This is a genomic window from Jannaschia sp. R86511 (assembly GCF_042466345.1).
GTDB lineage: Bacteria > Actinomycetota > Actinomycetes > Actinomycetales > JBBAYJ01 > Aquipuribacter.
In genome coordinates this window covers 2452058-2474969 of the sequence record NZ_JAXHCD010000001.1, presented here as the reverse complement: position 1 = coordinate 2474969, position 22912 = coordinate 2452058, and the positions used below count along the sequence as shown (strand labels likewise).

Annotated in this window: 19 protein-coding genes and 1 tRNA gene; 2 read left to right on the top strand and 18 right to left on the bottom strand. The window is 75.9% G+C overall.

Features of this window, described 5'->3' with window-relative positions; all coding sequences use genetic code 11:
* Positions 1-17: 17 nt before the first annotated feature.
* The 6 genes from hemW to SJY06_RS11575 all read right to left on the bottom strand — a co-directional run bounded on the left by hemW (position 18) and on the right by SJY06_RS11575 (position 7318).
* Positions 18-1253, bottom strand: a complete 1236-nt coding sequence (hemW, locus tag SJY06_RS11600; RefSeq protein WP_380167689.1) for a radical SAM family heme chaperone HemW — start codon at positions 1251-1253, stop codon at positions 18-20.
* Between the two features lies 1 nt (position 1254).
* Entirely contained in the window at positions 1255-1905 is a 651-nt protein-coding gene (locus SJY06_RS11595; RefSeq protein ID WP_380167688.1) for an MOSC domain-containing protein, read from the bottom strand.
* Complete coding sequence (lepA, locus tag SJY06_RS11590; RefSeq protein ID WP_380169704.1) at positions 1902-3755, bottom strand: translation elongation factor 4; 1854 nt, start codon at positions 3753-3755, stop codon at positions 1902-1904. The genes SJY06_RS11595 and lepA overlap by 4 nt, the downstream gene beginning before the upstream one ends.
* 79 nt (positions 3756-3834) lie before the next feature.
* Complete coding sequence (locus SJY06_RS11585; protein ID WP_380167687.1) at positions 3835-4761, bottom strand: transglutaminase domain-containing protein; 927 nt, start codon at positions 4759-4761, stop codon at positions 3835-3837.
* Positions 4758-5696, bottom strand: a complete 939-nt coding sequence (locus SJY06_RS11580) for an alpha-E domain-containing protein (protein ID WP_380167686.1) — start codon at positions 5694-5696, stop codon at positions 4758-4760. Before SJY06_RS11580 ends, SJY06_RS11585 begins: the two co-directional genes overlap by 4 nt.
* Positions 5690-7318, bottom strand: a complete 1629-nt coding sequence (locus tag SJY06_RS11575) for a circularly permuted type 2 ATP-grasp protein (RefSeq protein WP_380167685.1) — start codon at positions 7316-7318, stop codon at positions 5690-5692. Before SJY06_RS11575 ends, SJY06_RS11580 begins: the two co-directional genes overlap by 7 nt.
* A gap of 201 nt (positions 7319-7519) precedes the next feature.
* Here SJY06_RS11575 and rpsT point away from each other — a divergent pair, with 201 nt between their 5' ends.
* On the top strand, positions 7520-7780 hold the full coding sequence (gene rpsT, locus SJY06_RS11570) for a 30S ribosomal protein S20 (protein ID WP_380167684.1): 261 nt from the start codon (positions 7520-7522) through the stop codon (positions 7778-7780).
* Positions 7781-8260: 480 nt separating this feature from the next.
* On the opposite strand, the gene holA is transcribed toward rpsT, so the two are convergent.
* The 5 genes from holA to leuS all read right to left on the bottom strand — a co-directional run bounded on the left by holA (position 8261) and on the right by leuS (position 16634).
* The gene (gene holA, locus SJY06_RS11565) at positions 8261-9304 is read right to left on the bottom strand and encodes a DNA polymerase III subunit delta (protein ID WP_380167683.1); all 1044 of its coding nucleotides are present in this window, start codon (positions 9302-9304) and stop codon (positions 8261-8263) included.
* A 4-nt stretch (positions 9305-9308) separates the two neighbouring features.
* Positions 9309-12017, bottom strand: a complete 2709-nt coding sequence (locus SJY06_RS11560) for a ComEC/Rec2 family competence protein (protein ID WP_380167681.1) — start codon at positions 12015-12017, stop codon at positions 9309-9311.
* Complete coding sequence (locus SJY06_RS11555) at positions 12014-13126, bottom strand: helix-hairpin-helix domain-containing protein (RefSeq protein WP_380167679.1); 1113 nt, start codon at positions 13124-13126, stop codon at positions 12014-12016. The genes SJY06_RS11560 and SJY06_RS11555 overlap by 4 nt, the downstream gene beginning before the upstream one ends.
* Before the next feature lie 110 nt (positions 13127-13236).
* Positions 13237-14106, bottom strand: a complete 870-nt coding sequence (locus SJY06_RS11550) for a DegV family protein (protein WP_380167677.1) — start codon at positions 14104-14106, stop codon at positions 13237-13239.
* A gap of 2 nt (positions 14107-14108) precedes the next feature.
* Entirely contained in the window at positions 14109-16634 is a 2526-nt protein-coding gene (gene leuS / locus SJY06_RS11545) for a leucine--tRNA ligase (protein WP_380167675.1), read from the bottom strand.
* 228 nt (positions 16635-16862) lie between these two features.
* Between leuS and SJY06_RS11540 the strand changes: the two genes are divergently transcribed.
* Complete coding sequence (locus SJY06_RS11540) at positions 16863-17321, top strand: DUF1990 family protein (RefSeq protein WP_380167673.1); 459 nt, start codon at positions 16863-16865, stop codon at positions 17319-17321.
* Between the two features lie 110 nt (positions 17322-17431).
* Here SJY06_RS11540 and SJY06_RS11535 read toward each other — a convergent pair.
* From SJY06_RS11535 to SJY06_RS11505, 7 genes are all read right to left on the bottom strand, one after another.
* Positions 17432-17504, bottom strand: a tRNA-Ala gene (locus SJY06_RS11535).
* A gap of 57 nt (positions 17505-17561) precedes the next feature.
* Positions 17562-18242: a histidine phosphatase family protein gene (locus tag SJY06_RS11530; RefSeq protein WP_380167671.1), complete on the bottom strand. Its 681-nt coding sequence runs from the start codon at positions 18240-18242 to the stop codon at positions 17562-17564.
* Complete coding sequence (gene rsfS, locus SJY06_RS11525; RefSeq protein ID WP_380167669.1) at positions 18239-18664, bottom strand: ribosome silencing factor; 426 nt, start codon at positions 18662-18664, stop codon at positions 18239-18241. The genes SJY06_RS11530 and rsfS overlap by 4 nt, the downstream gene beginning before the upstream one ends.
* Positions 18661-20619, bottom strand: coding sequence for a LytR C-terminal domain-containing protein (locus SJY06_RS11520; RefSeq protein WP_380167667.1), 1959 nt, complete (start codon positions 20617-20619; stop codon positions 18661-18663). Before SJY06_RS11520 ends, rsfS begins: the two co-directional genes overlap by 4 nt.
* Positions 20619-21275, bottom strand: coding sequence for a nicotinate-nucleotide adenylyltransferase (gene nadD, locus SJY06_RS11515; protein WP_380167665.1), 657 nt, complete (start codon positions 21273-21275; stop codon positions 20619-20621). The genes SJY06_RS11520 and nadD overlap by 1 nt, the downstream gene beginning before the upstream one ends.
* Entirely contained in the window at positions 21272-21445 is a 174-nt protein-coding gene (locus tag SJY06_RS11510; RefSeq protein WP_380167663.1) for a hypothetical protein, read from the bottom strand. Before SJY06_RS11510 ends, nadD begins: the two co-directional genes overlap by 4 nt.
* Positions 21446-21545: 100 nt before the next feature.
* Positions 21546-22910 (bottom strand): glutamate-5-semialdehyde dehydrogenase, encoded by a 1365-nt coding sequence (locus SJY06_RS11505; protein WP_380167661.1) that lies wholly within the window; start codon positions 22908-22910, stop codon positions 21546-21548.
* Positions 22911-22912 lie beyond the last annotated feature (2 nt).

Sequence of the window (22912 nt, the reverse complement as noted above, 5' to 3'; positions counted from 1 at the left end):
GGGAGGGCGCCGCGACCTCACCCCGTGAGGGCGCGCGCCACCACGTCGGCCAGCAGCCGTCCGCGCAGCGTCGGGACCACCCGGCCCGCGCGGGCGGCTGCGTCGTCCAGCAGCCCGTCCGCCACCAGCCGCTGCACCTGCGCGCGGGTGGCCGGCGCCAGCGTGGCCAGGTCGATCCCCTCGGCCAGCCGGCTGCGCAGCAGCACGTCCTCCAGCGCCCGGGTCGGCCCGTCGAGCACCTCGCGGCCCTGCGCGGGGCTGCGACCGGCGTGCACGGCGTCGGCCCAGGCCGCGGGGTGCCGGACGTTCCACCAGCGGACCCCGCCGACGTGGCTGTGGGCCCCGGGGCCGACGCCCCACCAGTCGTCCCCGCGCCAGTAGCCCAGGTTGTGCCGGCAGGCGTGGGACGGCTCGCGCGCCCAGTTGCTCACCTCGTACCAGCCGTAGCCTGCCGCCGTCAGGACGTCCTCGGCCAGCTCGTACTTGTCGGCCAGGTCGTCGTCGTCCGGCGAGGGGACCTGGCCGCGTCGGACCCGGCCGGCCAGCCGGGTGCCGGGCTCGACGACCAGGGCGTAGGCCGAGACGTGGTCGGGGGCCATCGCGACGGCCGCGTCCAGGCTGGTGCGCCAGTCGGCCAGGGTCTCCCCCGGTGTGCCGTAGATCAGGTCGACGCTGACGCCGAGCCCGGCCTCGCGGGCCCAGGCCACCACCTGCGGCACCCGCTCGGGGTCGTGGGTGCGGTCGAGGGTGGCCAGCACGTGCGGCACGGCCGACTGCACCCCGAAGGACACCCGGGTGACGCCGCCCTCGGCCAGGGCGAGCAGGTAGTCCCGGTCGACGGAGTCGGGGTTGGCCTCGGTGGTCACCTCCGCGTCGTCGGCCAGGCCGAACGTGTCGCGGACGGAGCCCACCAGGGCCAGGACGTCCGTGGCCGGCAGCAGCGTCGGGGTGCCGCCGCCGAGGAAGACGGTGGACACGGCCCGCTCGGGCAGGTCCGCGTCGCCCAGGACGCGGGCGGCCAGGGCCAGCTCGTCGGCGACGCCTCGGGGGTAGCCGGCGCGGCTGGCGCCGGCCTGCGGGCCGAGCTCCTCGGCGGTGTAGGTGGTGAAGTCGCAGTAGCCGCAGCGCACCCGGCAGAACGGGACGTGGACGTAGACGCCGAGCCGACGCCCGGCCGCGCCGTCGCGGACCTGCGGGGGCAGGGAGCCGTCGACGGGCACCGTCGCCGTGCCCTCCGGAGCCGGACCCGGCACGTCAGGCCCGCGTCAGCGCGCGCTCGACGTACGCGAGCAGCGACGGGGCCAGCTCCAGGCCGTCGCGCTCCTGGGCGTCCAGCAGCCGTCGGGCGTCGGCCGGGTCCTGCTCGCCGAACCAGCGGGCGGCGCTGACGCCGTGCGCCGGGCGGTGCATGACGCGGACGGCGTCGCCGGCCCGGACCTGGCCGGGCTGGAGCACCCTCAGGTAGGCGCCGACCCGGTTGGCCTGGGCGAACCGCTTGACCCAGCGGGGCTCGTCGACGTGCCGCTGGAAGGTCATGCACGGCACGCGAGGCTGGGTCACCTCGACCAGGACGTCGTCGCCCAAGCGCCACCGCTCACCGATGAGCGCCTCGGACACCGCCACGCCCCGCAGCCGCAGGTTGTCGCCGAACCAGCCCGGCGGGACGTCCCGGCCCAGCTCGGCCGCCCAGTGGTCGGCGTCCTCGCCGGCGTAGGCGTACACCGCCTTGTCCCGGCCGCCGTGGTGTCGGGTGTCCTGGACCCGGTCCCCCTCGACTCCCGCGGGGGTCAGCGTCACGACGGGCACCTCGCGCTTGTCGATGCCCGTGGTGTCGGTGGGCAGGTCCGCCTTGACCGCCCAGGTGACGCTGACGGCCTCGACGGTCCCGGTGGGACCGGGCGTCACTTCTTGGCCTCGGCCTTGGCCTTGTCGCCGACCTCGGAGGACAGCGCGGCGATGAACGCCTCCTGGGGGACCTCGACGCGGCCGACCATCTTCATCCGCTTCTTGCCCTCCTTCTGCTTCTCCAACAGCTTGCGCTTGCGGGAGATGTCGCCGCCGTAGCACTTGGCCAGGACGTCCTTGCGGATGGCGCGGATGGACTCCCGGGCGATGATCCGGCTGCCGATGGCGGCCTGGATCGGCACCTCGAACTGCTGGCGCGGGATGAGCTCCTTGAGCCGCTCGGTCATCTTGACGCCGTAGGCGTAGGCCTTGTCGCGGTGGACGATGGCGCTGAACGCGTCGACGACCTCGCCCTGCAGCAGCACGTCGACCTTGACCAGGTCCGCGGCCTGCTCCCCGGCCAGGTCGTAGTCCAGCGAGGCGTAGCCGCGGGTGCGGGACTTGAGCGCGTCGAAGAAGTCGAACACGATCTCGGCCAGCGGCAGGGTGTACCGGATCTCGACGCGCTCCTCGGACAGGTAGTCCATGCCCTCGAGCGTGCCCCGCCGCGACTGCGCCAGCTCCATGATCGTCCCGATGTACTCGCTCGGGGTGATGATCGTGGCCTTGATGACCGGCTCGACGATCTCCTTGACCTTGCCGTGCGGGAACTCCGAGGGGTTCATGACGACCTGCTGGCTGCCGTCCTCCATGGTCACGGTGTAGATGACGCTGGGGGCGGTCGAGATGAGGTCGAGGTCGAACTCGCGGCTGAGCCGCTCGGCGACGATCTCCAGGTGCAGCAGGCCGAGGAACCCGATCCGGAAGCCGAAGCCGAGCGCCGCGGACGTCTCGGGCTCGTAGACCAGGGCCGCGTCGTTGAGCTTGAGCTTGTCCAGGGCGTCGCGCAGGTCCGGGTAGTCGGAGCCGTCGATCGGGAACAGGCCCGAGAACACCATGGGCTTGGGGTCGGTGTAGCCGCCCAGGGCCTCGGTGGCGCCCTTGGCGGCGCTGGTGACGGTGTCGCCCACCTTGGACTGGCGGACGTCCTTGACCCCGGTGATCAGGTAGCCGACCTCGCCGACCCCCAGCCCCTGGCCCGGCAGCGGCTCGGGCGAGATGACGCCGATCTCGAGCAGGTCGTGCACCGCCCGGGTGGACATCATCTGGATCTTCTCGCGCGGGCTGAGCCGGCCGTCGATGACCCGGACGTAGGTGACGACCCCGCGGTAGGTGTCGTAGACGGAGTCGAAGATCATGGCGCGGGCCGGTGCGTCGGGGTCGCCGACCGGGGCCGGGACCCGCTTGACGATGCTGTCCAGCAGCTCCTGCACGCCCATGCCGGTCTTGCCGGAGGTCCGCAGCACCTCCTCCGGCTCGCAGCCCACGAGCTTGGCCAGCTCGGCGGCGTACTTCTCGGGCTGGGCCGCCGGCAGGTCGATCTTGTTGAGCACCGGGATGATCTCGAGGTCGTTCTCCATGGCCATGTAGAGGTTGGCCAGGGTCTGCGCCTCGATGCCCTGCGCGGCGTCCACCAGCAGCACGGCGCCCTCGCAGGCCGCCAGGGACCGCGAGACCTCGTAGGAGAAGTCGACGTGGCCGGGCGTGTCGATCATGTTGAGCGCGACCACGTCGTCACCCACCTGCCACGGCATGCGAACGGCCTGGCTCTTGATGGTGATGCCGCGCTCGCGCTCGATGTCCATCCGGTCCAGGTACTGGGCCCGGGCCTGCCGGGCCTCGACGACACCGGTCAGCTGGAGCATGCGGTCGGCCAGCGTGGACTTGCCGTGGTCGATGTGCGCGATGATGCAGAAGTTGCGCAGCTGCGACGGCGGGGTCGCGGCGACCGGGAGCGGGGACGCGGGAATCGGGGGCACTCGACCTACCTCGTGGGGGACGTGGGGCAGTGGCAGTTTCCCACGTCCGCGGCCCCGGCCGGTGCGCCGGCTACCGCTGGCGGGTCAGCTCGACCCGGACGTCCATCCGCGACCCGGCCCCGCCCGACACGACCCCCCGGAACGGCGACACGTCTCCGTAGTCCCGACCGTGGGCGACCACGACGTGGTCCAGCCCGGCCGTGCGGCCGTTGGTCGGGTCGAAGGGGAACCACCGTCCCACCCACCACTCCAGCCAGGCGTGGCTCTGCCCCGTGACCGTGCGGCCCACCTCGGCGCCGGGGTCCGGGTGCAGGTAGCCCGACACGTACCGGGCGGGGATGCCCAGGCCCCGCAGCGCCCCCAGGGCGATGTGGACGAAGTCCTGGCAGACACCCCGGCCCTCGGCCCACGCCTCCTCCGCGGAGGTCTTGACCCCGGTGACGCCGGACACGTACTGCATGTGCTCGCCGACCCAGGCGCTCACGGCCAGCGCCGCCTGGTGCGGCTCCAGCCCGCCGGCGACCTCGCGGCTGGCCTGGACCAGGTCCGGCCCGAGCCGGGTGACCGGGCGCGGCCCGAGCCACTCCACGTGGTCGTCGCGGACCTGGTCGTCGGCCAGCTCCTGCCAGGTCAGGCCGGCGGGGACGGCGTCGTCGGCCTGCTCGACCTCGACCAGGCTGTTGGCCACCACGTCGAGGCGGGTGTGCGGGACCTGGGTGTCGAAGGCGACGACCTCGCTGCCCCAGTAGTCGCGGTACCGGAAGGCCGACGCCCGCGGGGACACCTCCATCCGCGCCTCGAGCGCCGTCTGGCCGGGCAGCGTCGCGGGCGTCATCCGCAGCTCGTTGTAGGACGTCCGGACGGGCCGGTCGTACTCGATGCTCGTGGTGTGCACGATGCGCAGCCGGTTGACCGACCGACCGCTGCGCGACGTCGCCATGCCCTGGGACTGGCCCTGAAACTGGGACTGGGACTGGCCCTGCGTCTGGTCGCTCACATCGCCTCCGGTACCCACTCGACGCCGGCCCCCATCGGGAAGTACCGGCGGCTGACCGCGTCCGAGACGCGGGACACGGCCTGCTGCACCCGCTCCATCTCGACCGGCAGGTCCTCCAGCAGCTCGGCCGGGCTGCGGAACTCCAGCTGCCCGCGGGTCCAGGCCAGGGTGCGGCGGGCGTCGTCGGCGTACCCGACCCGGCCCGCGTCGGGGTCGAGGTCCTCCAGGCACCGTTCGGCCGTGGCCAGGGCGTTGACGACCGAGCGCGGGAACAGCCGGTCCAGCAGCAGGAACTCCGCCGCCTGGGTGTCCGAGCGCCCGCCGGAACGACCGCCCCGGTAGGTCCGCAGGAACGCCTCGTACGCGCCGCAGCTGTGCAGGATCGTCTGCCAGGTGGGGCCGGCCTCGAGGACCGTCGTGGCCAGCAGGCGGGCGGTCATGTCGGCCCGCTCGAGGCTGCGCCCGAGCACCAGGAACTGGTAGCCCGCGTCACGGCTCATCGTGGAGTCGGCGATGCCGGTCACCACGGCGGCACGTTCCCGCACCCACCCCGCGAACCGGTGGGCCGAGGCGGCCCGGACCCGGGTCGGGATCGCGTAGTAGGTGGTGTTGAGGACCTCCCACATCTCGCTGGACACGACCTCGCGGGCCCGCCGGGCGTTCTCGCGCGCCGCGGCCAGCGACCCGGCGATGGAGCTCGGGGCGACGGGGTCGTAGGCGAGCGTGTCCAGCAGCACGCGGCGGTTGAGGGGGCCCGCGACCCGGTCGGTCGGCGTGCCCATGACGGCCATCAGCGACCCGCAGGCCTCGGCCTCGTCCAGCCAGGGGTCCTCGAGGATGCGCTGGACCTGGGCGTCCACGATGCGGGCGGTGTCGTCGGCGCGCTCGACGTAGCGGCCGATCCAGAACAGGGACTCGGCGATCCGGCTCAGCACGACGGCCTCCCGATAGTGGGTGTCTGCTGCTGCTGCTGCTCCTGCTGGCGGTTGTCGCCGTCGCCGGCCGGTCCCGCGTCCGGCGGGGACGAGCGCACGATCTCCAGCTCGGTGGTGCCGCCGAGGCGGCCCAGCTCGGTCGTGTCGCGCTCGGCGCGGTCCGACAGCACCCAGGTGTCCTTGGACCCGCCGCCCTGGCTGGAGTTGACCACCAGCGTCGACTCCTGCAGCGCGACCCGGGTCAGCCCGCCCGGCAGCACCCAGACGTCCTCGCCGTCGTGCACCGCGAACGGGCGCAGGTCCACGTGACGCGGGGCGAGCTCCTCGCCCACCAGGGTCGGCACGGTCGACAGCGCGACGACCGGCTGGGCGATCCAGCCGCGGGGGTCCGCCCGCAGCCGCTCCCGCAGCGCGTCCAGCTGGGGGGCCGAGGCCTGCGGACCGATGACGATGCCCTTGCCACCGGAGCCGTCGACCGGCTTGACGACGAGCTCGTCGAGGCGGTCGAGCACCTCGGCCAGGTGGTCGGGCTCCTCGCAGCGCCAGGTGTCGACGTTGGCCAGGACCGGGTCCTCGCCCAGGTAGTAGCGGGTCAGGTCGGGCATGTAGGTGTAGACGAGCTTGTCGTCGGCCACGCCGTTGCCCACGGCGTTGGCGATGGTCACGCTGCCGGCCCGCGCGGCGTTGAGCAGGCCGGCGCAGCCCAGCATCGAGTCGCTGCGGAACTGGACGGGGTCGAGGAAGTCGTCGTCGACCCGCCGGTAGATGACGTCGACCCGGCGCTCGCCCTCGGTGGTGAGCATGCGCACCCGGTTGCCGGAGCAGACCAGGTCACGGCCCTCGACCAGCTCCACGCCCATGGAGCGGGCCAGCAGGGCGTGCTCGAAGTAGGCGCTGTTGTAGACGCCCGGGGTCAGCACGACCACGGTCGGGTCGTCGACGCCGGCCGGGGCGGCCATCTGCAGGGCCGCCAGCAGCCGCTCGGGGTAGTCGGAGACCGGGCGGACCCGCATCGAGGCGAACAGGTCCGGCAGGGCCTGGGTCATGGCCCGGCGGTTCTCCAGCACGTAGGACACGCCGCTGGGCACGCGGACGTTGTCCTCCAGGACGCAGAACCGGCCCGCCGCGTCGCGGACCAGGTCGATGCCCGACACGTGGACGCGCACGCCGTTGGCGGGGTCGATACCGGCGGCCTCGCGGTGGAAGTGCGAGCTGGAGGTGATGACGTACCGGGGCACGACGCCGTCGGCCACGGCCCGCATCGGCCCGTACACGTCGGCCAGGAACCGCTCGAGCACCCGCACCCGCTGCCGGACCCCGGCCTCGACCGTGGCCCACTCGTGCGCCGCCAGGACCCGCGGCACGACGTCGATCGGGAACGGACGCTCCTCCCCCGCCAGGTCGAAGGTCACCCCCCGGTCCAGAAACGTCGCGGCCAGGGAGTCAGACCGGGCCCGCAGGTCGTCGACCGACATCGAGGCCACGGCGCCGTGGACGGCGCGGGCAGGCGGACGCACGCTGCCGTCGGGGGCGATCATCTCGTCCCAGGCGGGGCCGGCGGTGGGCTTGGCGGAGTACCCGTCGAAGACCCCGGGAAGGTGCTGCACGTCGCCCTGCTGCATGATCCGACCCTAGTGCGAGGGCCTCGCCACGCCAGCGGGCCGACCACCCGGTGACGGCGCATTTCCGCCCCGGCGCCCCGGTGACGTATCGTGCGGGGTTGGCCGTGGGCCGGCAGGGCCGAGCACCTGCAGCAGCCCAGAGACAGGCACGACCGCGTCGCGCGAGGCGACGCGCCTCAGACGAGCACGGAGTGAGCACGCGTGGCGAACATCAAGTCCCAGATCAAGCGCATCAAGACCAACGAGAAGGCCCGCCTGCGCAACAAGGCAGCCAAGTCGGAGCTGCGCACCCTGGTGCGCCAGTTCCGGGAGGCCGCGGCCTCCGGCGACAAGGCCGCCACGGAGGAGGCCCTGCGCAAGGCCACCCGTGGGCTCGACAAGGCGGCCTCCAAGGGCGTCATCCACAAGAACCAGGCCGCGAACCGCAAGTCCGCGCTGGCCTCGGCCGCCTCGGCGGTCTGAGCCGACCGCCCCGGCCGCCGCGCCGGGGCCCTGGTCGGCCGGCTGACGGCCCAGCCGTCCTCGCTGCCGCTCGGTCCGCACTCCGGAACCCCCGGGACCACCCCCGGGGGTTCCGTCGCGTCCGGGCGGCACCGTGTGGGACGTTCCGGCCGGCCTCTCCCACAGTCGTGGGACGTTCCCTGCGCGGATCGGGCCCCAGACGTCACGTTTCGTCCCACACGCCGTCGCGTTCCGTTCCACGCCGTCGGCCCCCACCGTTGTGGGACGTTCCGCACGCCAACCGGGCCCCAGGCGTTGCGTTTCGTCCCACACGCCATCGCCCCCCACCGTTGTGGGACGTTCCGCACGCCAACCGGGCCCCAGGCGTCGCGTTTCGTCCCGCACGCCGACTCCCCCGGCGGCTTGGGGCCTTTCGAGCGGGCCTGTCCGGTCGCCGTCCGGTCCGACGGGCGCAGCCCGGACGGCCGGCGGGACGGCTCGTCAGCGGTGGCGGCCGCGGGCGTCGGTGACGGCGACCACGGCCCGCTCGAGGGCGTAGGCCGAGGCCACCCCCGGCACCTCGCCCTTGACGGCCGCGTCGGCGTCGGCGACCGCGACGATCGCGGTCCGCAGGCCGGCCGGGTCCCAGCCCTGCAGGTCGCGGCGGGCCCGGTCGATCTGCCAGGGCGCCATCGACAGCTCCTTGGCCAGCGCGGCGGCGGGGCCGCGTCCCGCCCCGGCGACCTTGGCCATCGACCGCAGCTTGGACCCGAGCGCGCCCACCACGAGCACCGGCTCGACCCGCTGCGACAGGGCGTGGCGCAGCAGGGACAAGGCCTCCCCCGCCCGGCCCGCCACCGCCGCGTCGGCGATGTCGAAACCCCTGGCCTCCCGGCGGCCGCCGACCAGCGCCCGGACGTCGTCGACGCCGACCTGGCCCGTCACGGTGTCCGCGAGCTGCCCGGTCACCGCCATCAGCTCGGCGAGGTCGCCGCCGAGCGCCTCCACGAGCACCTCGACCGCGTCGGGGTCCGCCCGGCGCCCCGCGGTCCGCAGCCGCGACACCACCAGCTCGCTGCGCTCCCGGTCGCCCGCCACGGGGGCGCACGTGACGGTGACGGCACCGGGCACCTTCTGCAGCGCGGCCAGGACGGCCTTGCCACCGTTGCCACCACCGTGCCGGCCGATGAGGACCAGCTCGTCGTCGGGCTCGGCGGCGAGCTCGTGGGCGACGGCCGTGACCTCGTCGGAGTAGCCGCCCGCCGCCGCCTCCAGGCCCTCGAGCACCACCAGGCGGCGGCCCCCGAACAGCGACGGCGCCACGGCGGCGCTTACCTCGCCCACCGTGAAACGGGCGGGACCGAGCTCGTGGCGCTCGACGTCGGGCGTCTGCTCCCGCACGGCCGCGATCAGGCGTCGCAGGGCCACGTCCGCCAGGGCCTGCTCCGTGCCGACGAGCAGCACCACGGGGGACGGGCCCACCTCGAAGGCGCTGGGTCCGGCGGGGGCTGCCGGTCGGCCTCGGCCGGTTCGTCGGGTCGCCACGGGCTCATGCTGGCACGGCCGCCCGACGGCGGGCGCCCGCCCTGCTCGTCCGGACGGCCACAGAGGCGTCGGGTGCGTCGGGGGCGTCGGGGACGTCGGGGGCGGCCAGCCGCAGGGCGACGCCGCCGTGCTGCAGGGTCGACAGCGCCAGCGTGCCGCTCGCCCCGACCACGGACAGGGCGCGCGGGCTGGGGTGGCCGTAGCCGTTGCCACGTCCCGCGCTGGCCACGCCGACGCGGGCCCCGACCGCCGCGTAGAACGCGGGCAGCTGGTCGGCGGAGCCGTGGTGGGCGACGGTGGTGACGTGGGCGCGCAGGTCCTCGGGGGCGGCCAGCAGCCGCTGCTGGACCGGCGACCCGACGTCGCCCGCGGCCAGCAGCGTCAGGCCGCCCGTGCTCGCTCGCACCACGAGACCGGCGTCGTTGACGTCCTGGGAGTCACCCGGCCGTGCCCGTCCGGCCACCGGGGACAGCACCTGCAGGTCCACGTCGCCGACGGTGGCGGCGTCCCCGCGAACCGGGTGGCGCAGCACGGCCCCGTGGCGCGAGGACCAGTTGCTGAGTGCGTCCGCGGCCGGTTCGGGCATGCCGGCGCCCGCGGACCAGACCGTGCCGACGCTCGCCACCCCCGCCACGCCGTCGAGCCCGCCCACGTGGTCGGCGTGCAGGTGCGTGAGCACGAGCAGGGGCACCTCGCGGACCCCGCTGCGGCGCAGGCAGCCGGCCACGAGCTCTGGCGCCGGGCCGGTGTCGACCACGACGGCGGCCGCGGGCCCGGCGCGGACCAGCAGCGCCTCCCCCTGGCCGACGTCGCACACCACCACCTGCCAGCCGGCCCCGGGCCACCGGTCACCGGCCGGGGGCAGCAGCAGGGCCAGGGCGAGCGCGAGGGCCGTGACGCCCGGCAGGGCGACGGTGACGAAGCGACGGCTGCGACTGCGGCCGGCCGGGTCGGGCGGGCCGTCACGACCGGTCCACGCCCGGGGCCAGGACCGGACGTCCGGCCAGGGCGCCCACGCGGCCCCCGCCCGTCGGTCCGGCAGACGGCGCAGCAGCCACGCGGCCAGGACGAGCGCGGTGAGCGTGGCGAGACCGGCCAGCACGGACCCTGCCGCCCCCGACGGCCAGGGCAGGCTCGCCGCGGGAAGGTCGGCCGCCGTGCGCGCCACCACGGCGATCCAGGCGGCGCACCAGCGCGCAGGCGTGGCGACCACCGCTGCCAGGGCCGGGTGCAGGGGGGCCAGCAGCGCCGCCACCACGCCGATGACGGTGGCCGGGGCCACGGCCGGGGCGGCCAGGACGTTCGCCGGCAGCGCGTAGAGGCTGAGCACCGGCTCGAGGCCGACCAGCGACGGGGTGACGGCGGCCTGGGCCGCCGCGGGCACCGCCAGCACGAATGCCATCGGCCGGGGCAGGACCCGCCCGAGCGAACGGGCCCACGGCAGGCTGCACAGCACCAGCGCCCCGGTGGCCAGGACGCTGAGCCGGAAGCCGGGTGCCCGGGACAGCCACGGGTCGACGAGCAGGACGACCAAGACCGCGAGGGCCAGTGCGGACACCCCGCCGCCGCGCCGGCCTAGCAGCAGCCCCAGCAGGCCGACCGACCCCATGACCGCCGCCCGGAGCACGCTGGGCTCCGGGCGGGCCACGACCACGAGCCCCAGCAGGGCCACGGCAGCCAGCACGACCCCGGTACGCACGCCCAGACGGCCCAGGACGCAGACGAGCAGGACCCCGCCGCAGACGATGCTGACGTTGGCCCCGCTGACGGCGGTCAGGTGCGTCAGACCGGCCGTCCGCATGTCCGCCACCAGGTCGGCCGGCTGCGCGCTCGTGTCCCCGACGACCAAGCCCGGCAGCAGCGCGGCGCCGTCGGTCACGGCCGGCCCCGCGCCGGCGGCGGCGTCCGCACCCGCCCCGCCGTCACCCGCCCCACCGTCGGCGCCGGCCGCCGTGACCAGTCCCGCCCGCAGCTGCTCGGCCCACTGCCACCACCAGGCGGGCCCGGACAACCGCTCGACCGGACCGCTGGGGCGGGCGAAGAACGTGTAGGGCGCCCCCGCCGGGGCCGGCTCGAGCGACAGCCGCACCCGCAGCCGTTCGCCCCAGCGGGCGTCCTGCCACGACGGGTCCCCGCTCAGCGAGGCCGGGACCCGCACGGTGACGGCGTGACCGGTCCCGGTGCCGGTCCCGGTCCCGGTGCTGGCGCTGGCGCCGGTCCCGGTCCCGGTCCGGGTGCCCGTGCCCCTGCCATGACCCGGCGGCTGGAACGAGGTCACCACGACGCGCACCCGCACCTGCTCCCGGTGCCAGGCCTGCTCGCCCGAACCCGCGACGGGGTCACCGGCCACCACGAGCTCCACCAGCACCGAGCCCGACCGCTCCGCGACGTCGACGAGGGCGGCCGGTGCCCGCCGCTCGGCCTGCCACGAGGCCAGGCCCAGGACCACCGCCGGCAGGGCCGTGGCCAGGACGAGCGACGCGGCGGCTGGCCCCAACCACCGGGCCGACCGGGCCGACCGCCGGAACCACCCGGCCGACGAGGCCCACCAGGTCGCCAGCGCCAGGGCGGCGGCCGCGCCGACGCCGAGCAGGGCCAGGGCCGCCGCACGGCTGCCCGCCGGGTCCGCAGCCACGGCCCACCACGCGGCCGCCCAGCAGAGCAGCGCGGCCGGCACCAGGCGTACGTCGTGGACGGCGCCCCGGGTCCTCACACCGTGACCAGGTCGCGGATGTCCGCCAGCACCGCCGGTCCGATCCCGCTGACGGACGTCACGTCGTCGACGCTGACGAACGGGCCCTGCTCCTCCCGGAAGGCGACGATGCGTCCCGCCAGCGCCGGGCCGATACCGGGCAGCGCGTCCAGCGCGGCGACGTCGGCGCGGTTCAGGTCGACCAGCGCCCCCGGGGCCGTCCCGCCCGCGTCCTGCGACCCGGCGGCCGGGCCACCGGCCGCCCCGTCCCCCGGCCCGCCCGCCGCCGGTGGACCCGGTGGCGCGGGCACCTGCTCCCCCGGCCGGGGGACGACGACGAGCTCACCGTCCGCCAGGGGCCGTGCGAGGTTGACCAGGCGGGTGTCGGCGTCCTCCCCCGCCCCGCCGGCCGCGGTCACGGCGTCGGCGACCCGGGCCCCGGCGGGCAGCCGCACCAGGCCGGGGCGCAGGACGGCCCCGTCGACGTGCACCACGATCTCCTGCGGCGCGGCCGGCACGGACGGCACGGGTGCCGCGCCGTCCGCCGGGTCACCGCCCTCCGGAGCACCGTCAGCCGGGTCACCGCCGACCGGAGCACCATCAGCCGCGGCACCGTCCCCCGGACCGCCACCGGCGCCCTCCTCTGCGGCACCCGCGAGGCCAGCACCCCCCAGGTCCGCACCCCCCAGCTCCGCGCCTCCCGGGTCCTCACCCCCGAGGTCCGGGTCCGTGGCGCCCGAGGACGCCACGGCCTCGGCGCCCGCGGGACCCACCACCAGCTCCTCGCCCCCTCCGCCCCGGCCCAGCACCACCACGGCCACCACGGCCCCGACCAGCAGCAGCACCGCCAGGCCGGGCGGCACCCCCACCAGGCGCCACCCGGGAGCCCTGGCCTCGTCGCGGCCGGCGTGGCGACCGGCACCCCGGCGGCGCCCACCGTCGGCCGGCGGCACCGGGAACGGGTCCGGGTCGGGGTCGGGGTCGGGGTCCGCCCCGTGCAGGTCGGGCCGGCGCGGGTCCGGCTGGTCCCCGTCCCGGTCCCCGTCCGTCCAGCCACCGGTGGGCGTCACCGGCAGGCCGCGCAACCGCCTCAGCAACCGCTCGGCGTCGTCTCCTGCTCCCCTGCCCACGTCCCGACGCTAGGCAGCCGGCCCCCTGGGCCCACCACGGTCGTCCGTGCCCTGTGGACCGGGTGCCCTCGCGCCACCTGTGGACACAGCGGCGTCGGTCGACGGACCGGTCAGCGGCGTGGGCGCGCCTGCCGGGGGCCGGCCACCACGGCGAGTCCCACCGTCCCCGGGCCGACGTGCGCGGCCAGCACGGGGCTCAGCTCCTGCACCCGGACCAGTTCGGGGTCCAGGGCGCCCGTGAGGCGTGCCACCAGGTCCGCCGCGGCCGGCTCCGCCCCGGCGTGCTGGACCACCAGCTCCAGCAGCTCGGCGGACGGGTCGGACCACACCTCGCCCAGTCGCCCCTGGGCCAGCTCGGCCAGCCGGTCCAGGGCCCGGGCGGTGGTGCGGGTCCGGTCCACCGGGACCAGCCGTCCTTCGTCGACGAGCAGGACCGGCCGAGCCTGCAGGCCCGGGCGGCCCTCGCCGCGTACGGACCCGGCGCCGCGTCCGCCCCGCTGCAGCTGTTCGGCGGACGCGGGCGAGAACCAGGTGCGCGAGCGGGACGCGACCTGCTGCACCAGCGTGACCAGCCGCCCGGCGTCCGCCCCGTCCTGCGCGGCTGCGGCGGCACACCGGACCGCCGTGGTCAGCACGGCCCCGACCGACGCGGTGTCGACGACCTCCACCCGCAGCGGCGCACCCGCCGCGGCCAGCCGGGCCGCCTCCACCGTGCCCGACAGCGCACCCGACAGGTGCACCGACACCACGGCCGAGGCGCCCGCGGCCTCAGCGGCGGCGTAGGCCCGGGCGAACCCGTCCGGCGAGGGCCGACTGGTGCCGACGGCGGAGCCGGCCAGCACGGCGGCCAGGACGGCGGCCGTGGTGGTGCCGGGCTCGGGCACCGGCCGGGAGTCGACGACGACGTCGAGGTCGACCACCGACACCCCGTGCGGCACGGGCCGCGCGGTGGAGTCGGTGACGACCGCCGTCCTCGGCATCCTCAGCCCGTGACCACGTTCACCAGACCGGGGGCCCGGACGATCACCCGGCGCACCGGGGCCCCGGCGATGGAGGCGATGACCTTCTCGCTGGCCATGGCCAGCTCGCGCAGCTCGTCCTCGCCGATGTCGGGGGGCACCTCCAGCCGGTCCCGCACCTTGCCCTTGACCTGGACGACGGCGGTCACGGTGTCCTCCACCAGCAGGGCCTCGTCGACCGCGGGCCAGCCGGCGCGCGCCACGCACGGCTCGTGGCCCAGCGTGGCCCACATGTCCTCCGCGGTGTAGGGCGCGACCAGGCTCAGCAGCACCGCCACGGCCTCGACGCCCTCGCGGACGGCGGGGTCGGCCGGACCCACGGCGGGGTCGTCGACGGCCTTGCGCAGGGCGTTGACCAGCTCCATGGTCCGGGCCACCGCCACGTTGAAGCGCAGCGACTCGACCAGCTGGGCCGCGTCGGCCACCACCTTGTGGGTGACCCGGCGCACCGCCTCCGAGCCCGTGGCGGGGTCCGAGGAGACCTCGGAGGTGACGTCCCGGGCCAGCCGCCAGGCCCGGGCCAGGAACCGGGCGGACCCGGCGGGCGACACGTCGGCCCAGTCCACGTCGTCCTCCGGCGGGCCCGCGAAGACCATGGTCAGCCGGATCGCGTCGACGCCGTGGGAGTCCAGCTGCTCGCCCAGGCGCACCAGGTTGCCCTTGGACTTGCTCATCGCCGAGCCGTCCATCTGGACCATGCCCTGGTTCAGCAGCCGGGTGAACGGCTCGGTCGGGGTCAGCATGTCCATGTCGTGCAGGACCTTGGTGAAGAACCGCGCGTACAGCAGGTGCAGGATCGCGTGGGTCACGCCGCCGACGTACTGCTCGACGGGCATCCACCGGTCGGCCTCGGCCCGGTCGAACGGCGCGCTCTGCAGCTGCGGGGACAGGAACCGCAGGAAGTACCAGGACGAGTCCACGAACGTGTCCATGGTGTCGGTGTCCCGCTCGGCGGGCCCGCCGCAGGACGGGCACGTGGTGCTCACCCAGTCCGTGGCCGCCGCCAGCGGCGAACGGCCCTTGGGGCTCAGGTCCAGCCCCTCCGAGGGGGGCAGCTCGACCGGCAGCTGGTCGTCGGGCACGCGGACCTCGCCGCAGCCGGGGCAGTGGACGATCGGGAACGGGGTGCCCCAGTACCGCTGCCGCGAGATCAGCCAGTCCCGCAGCCGGTAGGTGACGGTGGGACCGCCCAGGCCGTCGGCCTCCAGCTGCGCGCCGATCCGCTCAATGGCCTCGGCCTTGCGCAGGCCGTCCAGCGACCCGGAGTTGACCAGGACGCCGTCCCCGGCGGTCGCGACCCCGCTCGTGGCGGGGTCGGGCAGCGCCTCACCGGCCTCGTCGCGGACGTCCACGACCACCCGCACCGGCAGGTCGTGGGCGCGGGCGAAGTCCAGGTCCCGCTGGTCGTGGGCCGGCACGGCCATCACGGCGCCGTGGCCGTAGTCGGCCAGCACGTAGTCCGCGGCCCAGACCGGCATCCGCTCCCCGTTGACGGGGTTGACGGCGTACCGGTGCAGGAACACGCCGGTCTTGGGCCGGTCGGAGGACAGCCGCTCGATCTCGGTCGTGCCCCGCACCTGCTCCAGGTAGGTGGTGAAGGCCTCGCGCACGTCGGGCGCGGCGTCGGCGACCAGCTCCTCGGCCAGGTCGGAGTCCACGGCCACGACGAAGAACGTCGCCCCGTGCAGGGTGTCCGGGCGGGTCGTGTACACCGTGACGGGCTCGTCCCGGCCCTCCACGACGAAGCGCACGTCGGCCCCGCTGGAGCGGCCGATCCAGTTGCGCTGCATGGCCAGGACCTTGTCCGGCCAGGCGCCCTGCAGCTGCTCCATGTCGTCCAGCAGCCGGTCGGCGTAGTCGGTGATCTTCAGGTACCACTGGGTCAGCTTCTTCTTGGTGACCGCAGTGCCGCAGCGCTCGCACCGGCCCTGCACGACCTGCTCGTTGGCCAGGACCGTCTGGTCCTTCGGGCACCAGTTGACCTGGCTGGGACGGCGGTAGGCCAGGCCCTGCTCGTGCATGCGCAGGAACAGCCACTGGTTCCAGCGGTAGTACTCCGGCTCGCAGGTCGCCAGCACCCGGTCCCAGTCGAAGCTGCAGGCGTAGCGCTGCATCGAGGCCTTCTGCTGGGCGATGTTCTCGCGCGTCCAGGTGCCGGGGTCGACGCCGCGCTTGATGGCCGCGTTCTCGGCCGGCAGGCCGAAGGCGTCCCAGCCGATCGGGTGCAGCACATCGAAGCCCTGCTGGACCCAGTACCGCGCGATCACGTCGCCCAGCGCGTACGCCTCCGCGTGACCCATGTGCAGGTCGCCGGAGGGGTAGGGGAACATGTCGAGGACGTACTTGCCGGGGCGGCCGTCACCGGAGGCGCCCGCCGCGAACGGCTTGGCCTCGTCCCACACCGGCAGCCACCGGGCCTCGATCGCGTGCGGGTCCCAGCGCTCGGGCTCCGTGGCGTCCACGGTGGTGGTGTCGTCCTGCGTCGTCATCGGTCTGCTCCTGCTGTCGAGTGGTGCGGGCCACGATCCGGGCACGAAAAAGCCCCTCGACGAGGAGGGGCCGCCGCGCTGGTCCGCCGGTCGTGGCGGTCTGCTCAGCGCGGCCCGGCGAGGAGGAGGTCGCGGTGCTGCACCCGTGCACGATACCGCGCGGCCGGGGCCCGGGTGGGTCCGGCGTGGGTCGTGGTCGTCGCCGCCCGGCCGGGGCACCCTGGGGACATGGCCACGACCGACGGACGACGGACCCTGACCCGAGGCATCGACGTGGGCTCGGGCCGTGCGGTGTTCGAGGAGGCCGCCGAGCGGCTCATGACCTGGCAGGTGCACCGGGACGCCGGTCTGCGGGTGGCAGCCGAGACCGACCGCGCCGTGCCGGGGTCGCGGGTGGTGCTGCGGCTGCGGCTGGGACCGCTGGTGGTCGCGGCGCCGTGCCTGGTGATCGGGGTGGTCGCCGAGGAGACCGAGCGCGGCTTCAGCTACGAGACCCTGCCCGGGCACCCGGAGGACGGCGTCGAGCACTTCCGGGTCAGCCTGGCCCCGGACGGCGGCGTCCGGGCCGTGATCCACGCCGAGTCGCGGCCCGCGAGCCGGCTGGCCCGGGCGGGCGGGCCGGTGACGACCGCCCTGCAGCGGCGTCAGACCGACCGGTACCTGCGGGCGCTCGGCCCGCGCCGCTGACCCGTCGCTGACCCGTCGCTGACCCGTCGCTGACCCGTCGACGGCCGGTCGGACCCGGCGCCTGAGAACGACGAAGGCGGCCCACCGAGGTGGACCGCCTGCCGTGCGGGTGGAGCTGAGGGGACTCGAACCCCTGACCCCCTCCATGCCATGGAGGTGCGCTACCAGCTGCGCCACAGCCCCGCGGTGGGAGAGTCTAGACGGAATCGGCCGTAGCGACGAAACCGCTGCTCAGAGGGCCTATGTGACCGCTGCGGAGGCTGTGCGCGGCCGGTGCAGCACCTCGGCCAGGGCGGCCGCCGGCAGGTTCCAGCCGTGCAGCCGCCACGTGCGCCCGGGACCCGCCGCGGGGCTGAGCAGCGCGGTCGCGGTGTTGCCCAGCGGCACCAGCACGCGCCGCAGCTCCGGCTGGCCGAGCAGGGCCGCCAGGCCGGCCCGGATGCTCGCCCCGTGCCCGACCACGACCAGCACGCCCTCGGCGTCGGTGGCGTGCTCGGTCACGGCCTGCCGTACCCGCTCCCCCGCCTCGCCGGGTCGCTCCGCACCGCCCAGGACCACGTCCTCACCCGCCCGCCAGGCGGCGAAGGCCTCGGGGTCCAGCGCCTCGATCTCGGGCTGCAGCAGACCCTGCCAGCGACCCGCCGCCACCTCCCGCAGCCGGGCGTCCGACCGCGCGGGCACGCCCAGCGCCGCCCCGATCGCCGCCGCGGTCTCCCGGGCCCGGGACAGGTCGCTGGTGACCAGCCGCACCGACCGACCGGCCACGGCGTCCGCCACGGCCGCGGCGGCCTCGACGGCCTGGCCGCGGCCCGCGTCGGTCAGGTCGGTGTCGTGCTGACCCTGGAACCGGTGCTCCACGTTCCAGGCGGTCTCGCCGTGGCGCACGAGGACGACGAGCGGACCGGTGGCCTCGCCGCTCACGCCCGGTCGTCCGCCGAGGCGTCGGAGGCGTCACGCAGCGCGTCGGCGGCGCGGCGGCCGCGGGCGTGCTCGGGCAGCGGGACGACCGGGCAGTCCTTCCACAGCCGCTCCAGCGCGTAGTACTCGCGCTCCTCGCTGTGCTGCACGTGCACGACGATCTCGGCGTAGTCCAGCAGGACCCACCGGCCGTCCTTCTCGCCCTCGCGGCGCACCGGCTTGGCGCCGAGCTCCCGCAGCCGGTCCTCGACGCCGTCGACGATGGCGCGGACCTGCCGGTCGTTGGGGGCGGAGGCGACGACGAACACGTCGGTGATGACGAGCTGGCCGCTGACGTCGAGGGCGACGACGTCGGTGGCGAGCTTGTCCGCGGCGGCCTCCGCGGCGGCGGTGGCGAGCTGGACTGCGTGGTCGCTGGCTGTCATGGGAGGTCTCCTGGGGTGGTGGGTGGCGTCGAGCCGTCCTCCGCCGTGGCGGCGGTGAAGTCCTGGCCGAGGACCACGACGACGTCGGTGTCCACCATGGCCTCGTTGTTGACCTGCAGGGCGTCACCGGGCAGACCGAGCGCACGGGCCACCGCCTCGCCCTGCTCACGGTCGTCCTGCTCCTGGGAGGCGACCAGCACGACGCTGTCCGCGACGTCGAACGACGCGGCGTTGCCGCCCCCGGTGTAGCGCAGCCCGGCGGCCACGAGCAGGTCGCGGGCCCGCCCGACCAGCCCTTCCTGCCCGACGCCGTTGCGGACCACGACCCTGACCTCGCCGACGGCGGCCACGGGCAGCTCCGCCCCCGCGAAGCGGCTCGACAGCAGCTCGGCGGCCTCGTCCTCCGCGACCCCGCGCTGGTCGGCCTGCCCCGCCGTCAGCTCGGTGGTGGGCAGCACCACGGCCTCGGTGCTGCCGGCGGCCGCGCGCTCGGCGGCGGCCGCGACGGCCGGGGCCAGCGTGCCGGGCTCGCCCGCCGCCGTGACGGAGGCCGCCGCCAACGCCTCACCGGCGGCCTCGGCGTCGGGCGGCAGCGCCGCGACCAGCGCCCCCAGGACGGCGCCGAAGCGGGCGAGGGCGGCCTCGGGCGGCTCACCGTCCACCTGCAGACCCGCGTAGGCGACGGCCTGGGCGCCCGTCAGCCGCTGGTCCTCCCCGGCCCCCACCACGACGGAGTCGGTCACCACCTGCGTCGCCACGTCGACCACGACCCCCCCGACGCCGTCGACCAGCGTGGCCAGCTGCTGCGGCTCGAGCAGGACCGCGGTGTCCACGCGCAGCAGCAACGTGTCCTCCAGCCCGCGGCGCACCGCCTCAGGTCCCAGCACCGCGGCCTGGGCCAGCGTGCGGTCGCCCGCGTCGGCCACGGTCAGCAGCACCTCACCGGGCAGCAGCAGCGTCGACAGCCGGTCGGCGTCCGCCCCCAGCAGGGCCGCCGACGTCACCACCCCCTCGGCGTCCGCCAACGCCATCGCCACGGTCCGCTGGGCATCGGCGCCGTCGGCCTGCGGCGCGGCCCCGGCGTCGTCGTCACCTCCCAGCAGGCCGACGAGCAGCGCGACCACGAGGGCGACGACCGCCACCACCGCGACGGCCACGACGACCTGGCGACGGCCCGGGGGCCACGTCAGCCAGCCACCGCCCGCTCGGCCGCGGCGCCCGAGCACCGTGGCGGCCGAGCGCTCGCGCCCGGCCTCGGGCACCGGCGTCGGCACCGGGGTGGGCGAACCGGTCGCGACCCGGCGGCGGCCCGGCGCCTCGGTCCCGGCGGGGGCGACCGCCGGTGCGGACGACCCGGGCTCGAACGGGTCCACGGGTGCCGGACGGTCCAGGGGGCGCCCGGTCGTCCCGGCGGGCGGCTGGGCCCCGCCGGACGGCTGGGCGGTGGCGGCGGGCTCGGTGACGGGGGCCTGCGGGTCGACGGGGGCGGGCGGGTCGACGGGGAGGGGCCCGGCGCCGGGCGCGGGCTCCCCCGACGCGGCAGCGGGCCGCTGCCCGGCACCGGTCGTCGCGCCCGGCAGCACACGCGCCGCCCCGGTGGTCGCGGGGCCCTCCGGGGCCGCGGCGGTGGCCCGGCGCCGGGACCGCCGACCACCGGCCGGCGCGACGGTGTCGGCGCCGCTGCCGGCCCGGCGGGCCTCCAGCAGCGGGCCGACCACGGTCTGGCCCGGCTGCGGCAGCACGGGCGCCGTGGCCGCACCGTCGACGACGGGGCGGGCGGGGCGCACCACCGGTCGCGGCGTCGAGGGCGGCTCCGTCACGGGCCAGTGCGACATGGTGGCGTCCAGGTCCACCTGGCCGGCCCGCTCGGCGAGCCGCCGGCGCCGGCGCTCGCCGAGGGCGCGCTGCACGCCGGAGTCACCGGCGTCGGGCACGGCCGGCTGGTCGTCGGGCATCAGGACACCTCCGCCTGGGCGTGGGCGAGCGAGCCCGCGGGCCGCGGCTCGTCCTCGTCACGGTAGAGGCCGGACTTGGCGATGTACTGGAGCACACCCGTCGGCACCAGGTACCGGATGGGCCGGCCCTCGTGGACCCGGCGCCGGATGTCGGAGCTGCTGATGGCCAGGGCGGGGATCTCGACGACGCTCACGACGCCCTCGGGCAGCCCCGAGACGTCCAGGGTGTGGCCGGGACGGCTGACCGCGACGAAGTGGGCCAGCTCCCACAGCCCCGCGACGTCCTTCCAGGACACGATCTGCTCCAGCGCGTCGGCCCCGGTGATGAAGAACAGCTCCGCCCCCGGCCGGGCCGCGGCCAGGTCCCGGAGCGTGTCGGCCGTGAACGTGGGCCCCGGTCGGTCGACGTCGACGCGGGACACCGTGAATCGGGGGTCGGCCGCGGTGGCCACCACCGTCATCAGGTACCGGTCCTCGGCGGGGCTGACGTCACGGTCGGCCTTCTGCCAGGGCTGGCCCGTGGGCACGAAGACGACCTCGTCGAGGCCGAAGCGGGCCGCCACCTCGCTGGCAGCCACCAGGTGACCGTGGTGGAGCGGGTCGAAGGTGCCGCCCATGACCCCGAGCCGGGGCCGCCGGGTCGGCGCGGACGTCACCGTCGGGCGGCCACGTTCTTGAACGAGTAGGTGATGCCCAGCAGCACGAGGAACAGCACCAGGGTGATGATCCCGAAGCCGATCGCCGGGATGGGCAGCTCGACCTCCGCCATCTCGGTGCCGGTCTCGCCGGCCGCGGCCAGGACGCCGGCGACGATGCTGCTGCTCATGTGACCTCCTCCGCGGGCCCCCGTCCGTCCGACGGGGGTGGTGCCGGGGCCCAGTCTGGCACGTGGCCGGGGCGGCGGCCGTGCGCGGGGCGCGCGCCGCTCAGGTGCGGACGTGCCCGTCGCCGGTGACCACCCAGGTCGTCGTGGTCAGCTCGGTCAGACCCATCGGGCCCCGGGCGTGCAGCTTCTGCGTCGAGATGCCGATCTCGGCGCCCAGGCCGAGCTCGCCGCCGTCGGTGAACCGGGTGGAGGCGTTGACCGCGACCCCGGCGGCGTCCACCTCGGCGACGAAGCGCTCGGCGGCCCGGGTGTCGCGGGTGCAGATGGCCTCGGTGTGCCGGGTCGACCAGCGCCGGATGTGGGCCAGGGCCGCGTCGAGGTCGTCGACCACCGCCACCGCCAGCTCCAGGCCGATGTACTCCGTGGCCCAGTCGTGGTCCGTGGCCTCGAGGACGCCGGGGCCGGCCAGGCCCCGCGTGCGTGCGTCGCCGTGCACGACGACGTCGGCGGCCTGCATGGCCTGCACCAGCCGCGGGACGAACTCGTCGGCCACCTCGGCGTGCACGAGGACCGTCTCGGCGGAGTTGCAGACGCTCGGCCGCTGCACCTTGGCGTTGAGGCAGATGGCGAGGGCCTCGTCCAGGTCGGCGGCGGCGTCGACGTAGACGTGGCAGTTGCCCGTGCCCGTCTCGATGGTCGGCACCGTCGCGGTCTCCACGACCGTGCGGATCAGGTCGGCCCCGCCGCGCGGGATGACGACGTCGACCAGCCCTCGCGCCCGCAGCAGGGCCCGCACCCCCGCGCGGCCGTGCGCGTCGATGGTCGCGACCAGGTCGGCCGGCAGACCGACCGCGGTCAGCGCCCCCCGGACGACCTCGACGATCGCCGCGTTGCTGGCGGCCGCAGCGGAACCGCCGCGCAGCACGACGGCGTTCCCGCTCTTGAGCGCGAGCGCGGCGGCGTCGACCGTCACGTTGGGCCGGGCCTCGTAGACCATGCCGACGACGCCCAGCGGGCGACGCACCTGCCGGACCCGCAGCCCGTTCGGCAGCGTCGAGCCGCGTACCACCTGACCCACCGGGTCGGGCAGGGCCACGACCTCGCGCACCGCCGCCGCGATGGCGGCGACCCGGTCGGCGTCCAGGCGGAGCCGGTCCTGCATCGAGGTGGACACGCCCTGCTCACGGGCCCGGGCCAGGTCCTCGCCGTTGGCGGCCACGACCGCGTCCGTGGCGGCGACCAGGTCGTCGGCGATGCGCAGCAGGGCCGCGTCCTTGACCGCGCTCGTCGCGGTCACGAGCGCCCGGGAGGCCTCCTGCGCGGCGGCGGCCACCGCGTGGACGGCCTCGACGACCGGGTCCTGCGGCTCCGGCCGCCCCCCGGCGACGACCCCACCGGCGGCCGGCGGCGTGCGAGTCCCGTCGTGGACCTGGGTCGCGGGCGTCTCGTCGAGGAGGTCGGCCATGA